The following is a 14164-nucleotide window of genomic DNA, read 5'->3' as shown; positions in this document are numbered from 1 at the left end:
GGTGATCATTCATCATGCTTGCTCCTCCCTAGGGCGAATCGTAACTGCCTTGATGCGACGCTTACTCGTGTAGGCCATATCTGTCGGGGTTTGCTCTGTGATCAAGCCTCCTTTGTCCATGACCAAGATACGGTCGCAGATACTGAGTACCTTAGGGTTGTGGGATGAGATGACCATAGAGCAGTCTCTGGGTTGAGATTTTAAGCAGGCAATTACCTGATTCTCTGCGCGCTCATCCATGGCGCTGGTGGGTTCATCCAGAAGAAGCAGCTTAGGTTGCCTCAGCAGTGCACGGCACAATGAGATAGCCTGCCTCTGCCCTCCAGATAGCTGGCGACCGAACTCTCCGACTTGGCTATCTAATCCGCTACCTAGGCGATCCATCAACTTATCTATTCCCGTTGTCATCAAGGTTTTAGCCAGCAAGTTTTCATCGACCTTTTTGAGACCGAAAAGTAGATTATCCAACACACTTCCATAGACTAGGTTAGGTTGTTGAGACATATAGCCGATATGGTCTCGGAGCTTTGCCGTAGACCATTGACGTGCCTCCAGTTGATTGTAGAAAAGTTGCCCCGAAGTCAGCTGATATTGCCCTGCAATTGCCGATAGCAGACTGGATTTACCGGCACCAGCAGGACCAAAGAGGCCGACCCGTTCACCTGGCTTGATTGTTATCGATAAATCATTGAAAGCGGGTATAGGCTGATCCGGGTAACTGAAACTGGCCGAGCGTAAGGTGATAGCGCCATTGAAGGGGACTTTTGATGATGAAGTTAACTTGTTTGTGTGTTCTTGAGGTATCGCTAAAATGGAGTCTACAGCCACGATTGCCGATTGGGTTTGCTTAAATTTAAGCAATAACATAGCTATTTGATTGATGGCGTTGGAGGCTCGGCCGCTCAACATGACAATCGCGATTAATCCGCCCATGCTCAGATTACCTTCGTAGATCTGGTATACACCTGTGAGTATCAGCCCTATGGTGACCAGTTGCTGGCTGTTCATCACGCTATGGGTCAGAGTGTTAGAGGCGATACGGGATTCATTTTGCCAATCAGCCAAATTTTTGATGGTGTCTTCCCATATGTGTTTCGCCTTGGCCTCACCATTATTTTGTTTGGTTTCCACTAGCATGTTGAGGGTTTCAATCAGGTGAGCCTGACGTTGCGTCGAGAATTTTGAGCTGTTCTCTATACTGGCCATGAGTTTTTTCTGCATGAAAAAGCTGATCACCAATAAACACACCATGCAAGTGATGGGGACTAGTACCATTACGCCACCCAACCAGGCGATGAGCACCAAAAACAGCAAGGTGAAAGGCAGGTCTACTGCGGTCACTAAGGTGGCCGAGGTGATAAATTCGCGGATGCTGTCAAACTCTTGTAACTGTTTGGCAAAGGCACCCGAGGAGGCGGGCCTGTGTTCTAGGCGCATGCCCAATACTTTACGAAATAGCAGGTTAGACAGCCTGATGTCGACCTCTTTACCTGCCACATCTGCCAAACGAGTTCTAGCCTGTCTGAGAAGCCAGTCGAAGACGATGGCAATAGAAGCCCCGGTAGCCAGTACCCATAAGGTATCCATCGCCTGATTTGGTACGACTCTGTCATACACATTCATGGTGAAAAGCGGGGTGACCAGAGCAAGGATGTTGATCGCGAGGGAGCCCAAAAGGAAGCTCATATAAAATGGCTTTACCTCATCAAATGCGGCAACTAACCAGTGTCTGGATGTTTGAGTCGTGTTTTCTTTGGCGCGTTCATCGAGCTCGACCCTACGGGATAGATACCAGGAGTCACGTAGAAAATCTTGCTGGAACTCTGAAATATCCAAGGTGAGTTTCTGGCCTTCAATATCGTAGAGTGTCAGCTCTGATCCATCTTTGCTATCGAGATAGAAAGCTTGTTTGTGTTTGTTAAATACCAGAGCCGGCATTGCCATCTTCTTTATTGGCAGGCTTTGGGGAGCAGCTTCAATCCCGGCATTGGTGAACGCATCAGCTAATAAGCCTAAAGTGAGCTTACCTTTGACTAAAGGCAGTGCAGTAGTGACTTGCTCACTGTTGGTGTTCAGTCCAAGATTTTGGCTCGCAATTAAGACAATAGCTAAAAGTGGGTCACAGTGCACTTTCGTCTCTATCATGGTAGTTGACTCATTAAGTTGATCTCATCTTGCAGATTGTTGAGGGCTTCCCGGCTTGCCCCATCAGCAAAAGGTAAAACTTGTGTATTACTCGGCTCTGGCGTGTTTTGGGATGCCTGATAGAGTGGGTCCTCATTCCGTGACACTGAATCGCTTATGGACTCGGTTAATATGTCTTGGGCCAATTCAGCTTCTGTTTTTTGCTTGTCGCTGTCGAAGGGCTGCTCAGTTAAAGGCTGCTCAGAGTTAATTGCATCAATAGGCGCTCGATCGTCGACATGCCTACTGATTTTTTCGTAGGACTCGCTGGATAAGAGGCTGTCTTCTATGGCTGCTTGACTCTCTACCATATCTGGTGAGGCCATCAAATCTTGTTGAACGCTCAATAAGTTAGTTGCTGGGGCGCTTAGCATCATGACTGCGTTGATATCGACTGTGACTGTGATTATGCGCAGACTGCCTGGCGCAGTATCACCATTGAGCTCGGCAATAGGCTCTATATACAGCTGGAAAGTATCGCCATCATTGGCGCCTATGACCTTAAGACCGGCAAGATCATCTAGACTGACTATCCACTTGTTACCTGTTTTACTGCCTGCAGACAGGGTCATGGTATCGGGTAGGCCAAATATACTCACATTCCCCGTTTCTGTGGCCGCAGGGTTTTGTAGCTCGACGCCTAAGTTTAGAGATACATCGTTAGGATCGTTAGCGATAATATCGCCCACCTGAGTCCAGATCGGTGCGTCAACCTCAGGTTCAATTTCGATATCGAAATTAAAGGTTTGCGGTGCGCTGGTGTCAGTTTCATCAATGCCGAGCACTCTTGCTGTATCGACTGAGGCGATATCCATCTGCACGTTTAAGGTGCCGAAGGCAAGGTTACCCGGATGCAATTCAAACTCAGAGAGGTTGTTTGCCGAGATCAGTAAACTTGCGCTAAATACGCCACCACCCAGATCGGTGAAGGAGACGAAGTCACTACCGACCTTGATACCATCTAGATCCACCAAGGCGGATGCATCAGCCGAAGTAATTGTGATGGTGAGTTGCAACTGCTCACTTCCAGATAACTCTAATGCCTCGGCTGCTAAGTCTATAACAATTATCTCATCTTCAAGGCTGTTATAGAGGCTATCTGGGGTTTGAATAATCTGTACTCCATCGGCCACTGGAGATATGCCTACTATGATGTCGGCTGAAGTGGTGACAAAGTCTGTGGTGCCAAGTTCCTGAGTGATGGCTTGGATTGATAATGGGATATCACCATTGAAATCCTGAGGCGGTCTCATGACCAAGTTAGCAAGCTGAGCCAGAGTGACAGACCAGGAATAAGTCGGGTTGCCCTCGAAACTACCGCCATCGACTCCATTGTTGGGGAGTTGTATCAGGTTTGCGCCATCGCGGTAATAAAGCACTGCGCCTTCCGGTACCCCTTGTAGGGTCAAGAAGATCACTTCCGAGCCATCGAGATCGATAAGATTTATTGAGCCGCCAGCGAGTGCAGATAGGTCTATATCTGAGTCTTCGAGCCCGGTCAGAGTCTGAGTCGTGGTGGGTAAGTCGGCGGCATCGGTTACTGGCATAACGGTAATGGTAGAGATATTTTCGAAACTGGCTTCATGAGTGACGTCGCTACCATTGATGGTGGCGGTATCTATGACAGTGCCCGCAATCTTGAAGCGAAAATCACCACTCAAATGCTCAGGGGGCACAAACTGAATCAGTGCCAAAGAGGCATTGAGGGTAACTAAATTGTTACCACCGAACAGGTAAGTGTCGGTGGTACCGGCTTTTAAGACCCAGAGTCCGGATGGATCGTTTATGCCGCCACCATCGAGGAAGGTGATGGAGATGGGCTTGCCTGCATCGTTGAAAATTAAGGTTTCATTACCACCTGTCGTCGGGCCTGTATCTGAGTCCTGAAAGCTAAGGTTTATGCCTAAGGGAATAGGTTGATCTTCCAGCATGGTCTTGTTGGTGATTGTTAATGATGCACCATCGACTCTGGGGGCTATCTCTATCTCCAGTATTTGAGTGTCGTCTATCTGAGTGTCACCACTTATGGTATCAGTGGCTATGATGCGGATAGGAATATTTAGCTCACCGGCATAATTATCACTAATATTGTGTAGTTGCAGGTTTGCCAGTGAGGCAGAGGTAAACACATATTCGATAACATTATCGCCACTGGCATCGAAGACGGCTCTGACATCAGCACCAGTGAAGTAGCCACCTTGAGGGAGATCTGAGGCTAAGACTCTGAAGCTTATCTGATCGTTCATATCGGCTGTGATGCTCAGGTTGAGGTGACCTGCGAAGTCTATGACATTATCTTCGATGGCATCGGCGGGTGTGGCTTGTAACGGGTCAACTACAGTTGCAGAACTTGTTCCTGCATCTTGATCGAATTGGACGAAGAAGTTAGCCCGAATGATCTCGGCATCATCTCTGTCCAAGACCCTAGCTTCAACGGTAATTAACTGTTGCCCTGTGGCAAATTCACTGATGATTGTTGCCCCGGCAAGAATATCTAAGGCGTATTCCTGTGTGGTGTCATTAGTCATGCCGTCGACTGGAATTATCCAGCGTCCATCACCATCATTTATGGCGCCATTGGGATGGCTGATATACCAGCCATCCCCGCTAGGCACGCGGATAACCACATAGTCGAGTACTTCTGAACCATCGATATCTTCGTCGTAAAAGAGTACCTGATTAGTGAGGTCGATGGCGCTGCCATCTGTGCTAATCAGGCTGGTCTGATTAGCCTGAAGGTGCGTGTTCGCTTCGACTACAGCATCGACTATGATAGTCACTTGTGTGGAGACATATTCACTTATGGTTTCGCCTGTTTCGGATGTGTCAGTGATCTGGTATTGAACATCGAAGCTAAAGCTGCCATCGGCATCCTGTGGCGGAACCACGGCCAGTCGGCCCGAGGCTAATAAGGATTCAATATCCGGACTGGTGCTATCGAGTAGGCTGCTGACATCCAGTCCGGATACGGGGATATCGATCTCAGCTCCATCCAAGGTGAGGATAAAGCCTGAGCCGCTTTGGAGTGGAATTATAAGACCCGTTACCGTTTCACTGCTATCTAAATCGGCTCCTAGAGATGGGGTTAAATCTAGTGGGATTGCATGATCTTCCAAGCCATAATTGGTAGTGGCTAGGGATGCTGCGTTGGCATCTATCACTGGAGAAATGCCGATATTCAGGGTTAGTTCATAATCGGAAGAGTCACCATCTAGCTCGGTAGATTCGACAAAGATAGTTAGACTGATTTGGCCACTGAAATCTTCTACTGGTTGTAAACTTAGTGTGGCTAATAGGGCTGTCGATACACCATATACGGGTTGTCCGTTGATGAATTCGACCACAGGTAAGTTTACGGGAGTGCCACCTGAGTCTACAAAAATGACTCCTTGAGGTAAGCCTGCTATACGCAGATCCAATGTCTCTGAGCCGTCGTCATCCGAGGTGACTATGCTGAAATCGAGGGGGATATTCTGATCTTCATTGAAGTTTACGACACTGGATATCACCCCTGTGCCATGATCTATACTCCAAACAGCAGAGTCACCATTGATGGTCGGTACATCGTTAGCGACACCTTTAAGTGAGATAGTAATGGTGTCGGGATCGCTATAATTGGGGTTTGGATTTAGCACCTTATCTTTGGGATCTAAGCCATCTTGACTCGATTCAGTGGCGAAACTACGGATCGTGATGCTGAAATCGCCGGAGCTTGCAGAACTGACATCAACACCGGGTAGCAGTTTTGCATTGCCCGAGAGTACATCGATGGCTAGTACAGTCCAGACTCCGCCACCTAGGTCGACAACTGAGTCTCCCTGTAACGACCAGCCGTCGGGCAAAGTAAATTCATAGCTTAAGGTTTCCGAACCGGAGTCATCGGTCAGTTCCCCAGATATGATATCTTTGAGTAGGATAGGCGCATCTTCTTCACTGCGAATATCCCGGGTGGTGAGCGTGGGTTTATCCGCTATAGGGGTGACGTCTAATGTGACCGTCTCTATGCTACTTAGAGCCGTATCACCATTGTCACTCTCGGTCGTCACAGCCTGAATGTTGAAGGTGAAACTTCCGGCTAGGTTAGCGCCTATTTCGGCCTCTAAACTGTCAAGTTGATGTTGACTGATGGTCATGCCGTTAGTGATCGGGACGCCAACTGAGCTCAGTGTTAGGCCTAGTGTAATATTAGTGATGATATAGGAGATGGTTTCAGAACCCTGGGCATCGGCACCATTCTCATCTTTCGAGTTCGCATCCAAAGTGAGCGCTATGCTTGAATCATCTTCATCGAGACTATAGCTAAATATGCTGGCGTTATCCCATATTGGCACATCGGCCACTGAGGCTATGGTGATGGGGACGCTGGTAGCGATAGGCCCTTTGCCGGCTATGTTCACCGTAATATCAAAAGATGCAGCCACAGTTGCATCGGATGCATCTTCCGCCGGAGTATAGGTCAGGTTACCGTTGGGGATAGCGACGCCCGTGAGGCCGTCGATATTGAGATTACTGCCTGATAGAATATAATTACCCATGCCATCTTTTGGCAGCTCGACTCCATCTAAGGAGAGTATTCCTCCCTGAAGCGCGGCGGTATCGAACACCAGACTTGTAACTATTTCGCCTGCATCAATATCGCCTGGAGAGGCCTGCACGGCAACAGTGCCCGTGGTATCTTCGACAAAATCTGTAGTGAATACTTTTACCGAACCGAGTTGATCTTTGGCGGTGATAGTTAAGGAATTGATGACGATATCACCGTCGGCGTCGGTGACTCGTATGTTGACCACTTCACTAAATTGAGGATCGGCGTAGTTGAATTCAAACGAAGTAATAGTCGCCAGACCATTAGCATCGACGACAAGCTCACCATATTTTTCAGCCGTTGGGTTTGCATCTGTCATCAGGTCTATGGTGACACCTATGTCGTATTCAACTCCCTTGTAAATGACTTTAGTGGCACTGGCGCCATCTGCGCCTTGCTCGCTTGTTGAAAACATCTGTACCGTGTGGACTTCGTTTGCAGACTCGAAAAACGATAAGGTCTTTGTGGTGGCGTCTGGTACATCATCGGTCACAGTTACTGTGACCGTCTGGCTCGTCGACTTATCGCCATCGGCATCTATGGCCTGAACCTGGAAAGTGATATCCAGGTCATTTTCTCCATTGGCATCGGCGTGATCCAGGGAGAGGAATTGTTTATATTCGACTTTACCATCGGCCCCGAACCTGATCTGAAACACAGTCTGACTATCGCCGTCTCGTGTGGCGGTATACCAGCCGTTGCCATTGGGAGTCCCGGTGAGGCTGATGTCTTGTCCTGCACTCTTATATGCCCCAAAAGTGAAACCATCGGCCAGCTCAATACTGGCAATATTGTCGCCACCAGGGAGGGCATTCATTATTTCGCTGGTGGAGATACTGCTGGAGGTGGTGAGATTTCCCTCAGTCATATGCAGTGCCACGGGATCGGGTAAGATGGCTTCTTTGCCGTCATAGATATCTATGCTGACCTGACCTGCCGCAGTGGTGTTGTCACTGTCGATAACTTTGACATTTACCGCTAGCGTGTCCATCAGATCTGCTGTGCCTAAATGATCGATGGGACCGAGTAAGGTGAAATCAATGGCGATAGTACCACTGGTACCCGCTCCGATATTTATATCCAGAGGTAAGCTTATGGTAAACACTAGGTCACCACTGGTGGTGACGCCTTCTATTCTGGCACCATCGTCTTTGATCACCCAGTGAATGGTTTCACCATTTTGTGTCAAGGTAGTGCCGTCGGTATTTTTTACTTCTGCGCCATCGATAACGTCGAACTGTACATCGACAATGGGATCTTTACTGGCGTTGACGTTAAATAGCCCGTTATCATCATTATCGTATGCCGTAACTGAGGGAAGTTCGCTCACATTCAGGCTGATGTTATCTATAGTCGCCGCACTGGCATCATTAACCGTCATGGTCAGAGTGGCCTGAGTGCTATCGCCATCCAAATCAGTGACATTGAGTTTCAAGTCGACATTTTCACTACCAACTTGATCGAAGGCGCGATGGAGTGTGATGGTGTAATCCTGACTCAGGCTGTCGGTTTCTGCATTCCAGGTTTGGGTTAAAACGATGACAAATACCGGGTTAGCGATATTGCCAGTGTGTGCAGTCAGAGTCAGTCCATCACCGCTGAGGCTGTAAATGATAGTCTGGCCGCCTGATGTTAAACCCGGTTGTTGGCCGATATCTGAGAAAGCGATCGAAGCGATAGCATCGCTGCCTACTAAGACATCGAACTGTCCCGTCTGTTGCAGTGCTGGGCCGACAAGGGCATCTTCGGCGAAGGTCAGTTGGCTGATGTTGGTCAGTTGAGGATTATTACCATCGGTTATCTGCCATTGCAGACTCCCTAAGTCTATCTCTGTTCCATCGCTATCGGTGGCAGTGATTTGGGTCTCTATGTCTAAGATCTCTTCGAGATCATGATCCAGTGGCCTGAATTGATCGTAGACCACTGTGACATCAAGGTCGTTGCCATTATTGACGCTACTCAAGACGAGTGTAAATATGGTGACGTTGGGCATGCCTTCGGTATACGCCGTCAGCGTCTTGCCGTCGGCGGATAGATCAAATTTAATGAGTTTACCGTCACTGGTAAATAGCTGATTATCCAGATGACTTGGGGTGAGTGAGCTGAAAGCCAGACTTGAGGTCAGCAGTGCATCAGAACCCCCGGTTATGGTGAAATTTTCATTTTGGCTCAGGCTGGCATCGATGTCGGCTTCTTGAGTAAAAATGACAACATCCGTCATCTGACCCGCCGCGCCGTCTTCAACACTGAAGTTTGCAGTCGCCATGCCTGTACTGCCATCGACATCGAGTACATGGTAGTCAAACTGAAAATTCTGGTTCAGGGTATTGTCTAAGTTATTTGATGCTACAAATTGCCAACTCCCATTACTCTGTACCGTCAGGGTTCCTTGTGGCGTGACTACGACGGCTGGAGTGCCTACCGAAATAGGATAATCCGTCCCGTTATAACTGATCTTAGTCAGAACCAGAGGCCCTTCGATTGTGTAGTCATTGCCAGTTAGGGAGCCCTTGGAGAGTACATCCTCTATGACGCTGACTTCATCATCGACCGCCAGAGGGGGAGTATCGTAGATGTTGAGTACAGCATAGGTGATGACCTGCTCAGTGGTGCCATCGGTGTCAGTCTGTAGCGCCTCGAGTTGAATGTAAGTCGTGGTGTTGATGCCGCTCAGTTCATCGATAGTTTGATGCAAGGTGACTTGCAGGGCACCGCCGACTAAGCTTGCTGTCATCACAGTTTCACCATCACCATCTCGGGTCAGGATGAAGGACAAGCCATCGCTGGCGACATTGATGCTCAGAGCTTGATTATCTGAGGTCATGGTCAGTAGTCTGGCCTGCTCCGCAGATATTTTTAATACGGCATCAGGAATATCGAAATCGACTGTGGTGCTGGTGGTTGGATCTAGGTTTAATATTATCTCAAACAGAAAATGAGCCTCGGGCAGATCCAATGTCGGCATGAGATCCTGTGCGCTGTTGCCCGCGAGATCGCTGACATCTACGTCCATGACCCAGGTATTGTTTTTATTAAGGCTTGAGACGTCTAATGTATTAAATTGCCAGCTTCCATCGGCGTTTACCTGAGTGGTGAAGGTGAGGGTATCGACACCGTCGGTGACTGTCAGAGTCACTGTCTGGTTTTGTTCCACACCTGTGGTTGTACCCGTAAGAGAGTCTTGCACACCATACATAAACAGGGCTGCATTGAAACCATCGGCACCTGTGTCTATGTCTATGGTCACTTGGGTATCTAAGGTTGCGGTATCCGATGCCGTGGCAGGATTACCGGCGAGATCTGTTACATTAGCGGTGGCTGTAAACAGGCCGTCGGCGAAGCCTAAAGCAATAAAGTTCTGCAGTGGAATAGACCATAGTCCGCCAGCTTGTACTGTGGTGTTTAGCGAGTGGGTATTACCAGCAAAATCAGTTAGAACCACTGTCACTGTGCGGCCTACTTCGATATTGGTCGTCGTTCCTGAAATTAACACAGCGCTGAGTTCACTGCTGGCTAATAATTCATCGCTACCACTGTCGATATGTATGCTTATGTCGGCGAGTGAATCTTTGAGTGCTGATGTACTGCTTGTTGCTAAGTTGCCTGCCTGATCGCTAGCCGAGGCCTCGAAAGTGAGGTTGCCGTCGGTGAGGATGGAAAGATCGGCATCATTGATAGTCCATACACCATTGATGACTGTGGTGGTAAAGGTTAATTCATTGAGGGAGGCATCACGTACTACCACAGTTATTGTCTGATTATTTTCGATATCCGATGTGGTGCCCGATATATCGACCTGATTCATCTCGGCTGTGTTAATGATGCTATCACTGACATTTTGACTGGTATCTACACTGATAGTCACGTTAGCGAGTATATCGACCGGCATAGTCGTGTCAGCTGTCGCTGTGTTGCCTGCTTCATCTGTGACGGTAGCCGTCGCAGTGAGAACTCCGTCTAGGAAGCCGGATAGATCTTGCGCGGTGAGTTGCCAGATCCCACCAGTGATAATCGCGGTGGCAGTTGCTATGTTTGTGCCGTCGGATAAGGACACTGTTACGGTGCGGCCATCTTCGACGTTAGTGACTGTGCCTCTTATTAAAACTGTAGCCATTTCCTGAGCATTGAGAACACCATCGTTATCTATGATCTCAATTGATACCATTGCTCGAGTGTCTTTATGCAGTGATGTGGTATCGCTGGCTGGGTTACCATAAATATCTATGGTTTCAGCAGTGACACTGATGTTGCCATCGAGAAGGCTGCTAAGGTCGAGATTGGGGAGTAGCCACTGGCCAAAAATAACTTGGGTCGTAAATGTCAGGCTGTTATTACTGGTATCGGTGAAGGTCACTGTCACTGTTTGACCATTTTCTATATCTAGGCTGTCGCCTCGAAAAATGGCAGATTGAACCGTAGTCGCATTTAGGGTTTGATCTTCTGTGGAGGGACTAAATTCAATATCCGCAATAACATTTTTGTTCTTATTGTCAGTTGAGCTAGCAGTGTTACCTGCGATATCACTAACATTGGCCGTTGCCGTAATGGGGCCATCGGCCAGTGAGCTAAGATCGACATTATCCAGTTGCCACAGGTTATCCTTAACTACTGCCTCGAAAGTCAGGGTACGGTTATTGATATCGATAACTGTGATGCTGACTATCCGGCCATCCTCAATATTGAGCGTCTGGCCATGGAGTCTTGTCGAAGGGGATTCGAACTGATTTAGGGTATCGTCACTACCGGTAATAATCTCTATTGTCACCTCTACCGGGCTGGTATCTTTCTCTACGGTATTGGTGTTGGTCGCAAAATTACCTTCAAAATCTGAAGTGTCGGCTTGTAATATGAGGGTGCCATCTTCTAACGATGAGAGATCGGCCCCTTTCACTAACCATACCCCATTACGTACTGTGCTGGTAAATGTCAGGCTAGTGCCTGAGCTATCAGTGACCGAGATAAAAACAGGGCGGCCATCTTCTACGTTGTGGACCAACCCAGCAAGCAGGCTATTGGTAGACTCAATGCCATTGAGTATGCCATCTCCGTCGATGGCGCGTATGGTGATGGCTGCCTGAGTCTCTTTATAAAGGCCTAGGCCAGAATTGGCTGTGTTGCCAGCCAGATCGGTGGCAGATGCATTGAAAGTTAATGGACCATCAACCAGAGATGAGAGAACAGTGTCGTTTATGTTCCAATGACCCAGGTTCACTGTGGTAGTAAAGGTTAATGCATTGCCATCGGTGTCGATAACTTCAATGGTGATAGCTTGACCATCTTCAATATCGCTGACCGTTCCGTAGATATCTGTGCTAAGGGTTTCAGTCTGGTTAATGACTGTATCTTCGCCACTATCTACGTGTATGGTGATTGTGGCTAAGATATCGACTGGAATATCGGTTGTCGCCGAGGCATCGTTGCCTGCTTTATCACTGACTTGAGCCGTAGCCACTAAGCTGCCATCGTCGAAGTCCGTTAGATCTACACCCGTTACGCTCCATTGACCCGAAATTACAGTGGTGGTGACGGTCAGGGTATGTCCGTTTGTATCCTTGAAACTGATACTGACGACTTGGCCATCTTCGATATTGGTGACACTACCTTTGGCTTCAACTGCACTAAGTTCAGCGGCATTGATGACACCATCATTATCTATCATTGTAATGGTGACACTGGCTTGAGTATCTTTTTGTACCGTATTACTATTTTCGGCTACGTTACCTTCAAAATCTGATGTGATTGCAGTTAATACTAGCTCACCGTCGGCTAAGGATGAGAGATCGGCATCTTTGACTATCCATACGCCATTTCGGACCGTGGCGGAGAAATTTAGGCTGTTGCCATTAATATCTGTGACTGTGATGGCGACGGGTCGGGCATCTTCAACATTATGAACTAGGCCTAGCAGATTAGTCGTCGAGACTTCGTATTTATTTAAAACACCATCAATATCTGCTGCAACAATACTTACCGCTGCCTGGCTCTCTTTGTAGACATCATTCGTTGAAAATACGTTATTGCCTGCAATATCTACCGCTTGGGCTTTGAACTCCAAAGGACCGTCGGCTAAAGAAGAAAGATCGGCATCGTCAATTTGCCATTGCCCATTTATGACAGAGGTTGAATAGGAGAGTTGATCGCCTTGGGAGTCTGTTACCAGTATGGTAACTAATTGTCCGTCCTCAATGTCAAAAACAGTACCACTCATATCTGTGCTCAACATCTCGGTGGCGTTGATTACGGTATCACTGCCACTGTCTACATCGATTGTGATACTTGCGAGTATGTCTACCGGGAGTACAGTGCTAGCGCTAGTCGGATTTCCTGCGACATCAAAGGTTGCGGCCGTTACCATTAGGCTGCCATCTTCGAACTCTGAGAGATCGATATTCTCAATAGCCCAAGTACCTGCTATCACCAGTGTCTCAAAAACTAACTTGTGACCATTATCATCTGCGATGGTGACAGTGATGGTTTGGCCATTTTCGACATTATTGACTTGACCTGTGAGGGTTACAGCCGACATTTCATCTGCATTGATAAGCTGATCATTATCGACAATCTCGACTGAGATTGTCGCCTGGGTATCTTTAATCGAAGTATCTTCACCCTTATGGGCAATGCCCGGGTAGGTCGGTGCGGTAATTTCTGCGGTTATCACACCATCTGCCAGTATAGAAATATTAAGATCTATGACTTGCCAGCTTTCACCTGTCACAAAAACATCTAAGGTTATTTGCTGTCCATTGATATCGGTCAAAGTCAGTAAAAGTTGTTGACCATCTCTGGCATCGATAGCCTGACCTATGAGGTCAATAATAGGGGTTTCGGCACGATTAATGTAGCCATCGCCACCATCGATAATTTCCACGGTTAGATCGAGAGTCTGAAAGCTGTCCTGTTCGGCACCTTGATTTTGTATTTGAGCGCTTTGCTTTTCTAAGCTATCGCCTGAGGTATCGAAGCCCGATGTCGGGGTTAAATCGTTTTCAGTATTGGCGATGAGTTGAAAGTTTAAATTCACTCCCTGTTGATCCGGTGTGGTGTCACCGGAGTCTGATGTCTGTGAGGAGCTAGTTGATTTACTTGTTTGGCTGGAGCTCGAGTCCTGTTGGGTATCGAAACGACCACTTAGATTTGGTGAGATGCGAATAGCAATATCCAGTGGCAGGGTTATAGTCTGTTCACCAATGAGAATGGTTGGAAGCTGCTCATCGTCGACCTGTATATCATCACTGCTAACTTTATAAAGCATAAGTCCAGGCATGACCGAATCGGCAGTGATGGCAAACCAGCGACCATCGGCAGTCACAGCCCAAATGTTATCATTCGATTGCACGTAGTAGATGATAGTTGGCTCTGACAGGTCAGCCATGCTTAACTTCCTTATTCAAT

At 47.8% G+C, this 14164-nt stretch carries 2 protein-coding genes; both read right to left on the bottom strand.

Annotation, left to right across the window (positions count from 1 at the left end):
- Window positions 1-12: 12 nt before the first annotated feature.
- Complete coding sequence (locus sps_RS15070; RefSeq protein WP_237157846.1) at window positions 13-2145, bottom strand: type I secretion system permease/ATPase; 2133 nt, start codon at window positions 2143-2145, stop codon at window positions 13-15.
- Entirely contained in the window at window positions 2142-14144 is a 12003-nt protein-coding gene (locus sps_RS15065; RefSeq protein WP_149027286.1) for a beta strand repeat-containing protein, read from the bottom strand. The genes sps_RS15070 and sps_RS15065 overlap by 4 nt, the downstream gene beginning before the upstream one ends.
- Window positions 14145-14164 lie beyond the last annotated feature (20 nt).

It is taken from the genome of Shewanella psychrophila (genome assembly GCF_002005305.1).
In the GTDB taxonomy this organism is placed as follows: domain Bacteria; phylum Pseudomonadota; class Gammaproteobacteria; order Enterobacterales; family Shewanellaceae; genus Shewanella; species Shewanella psychrophila.
This window is presented reverse-complemented; position numbering and strand designations above follow the sequence as displayed.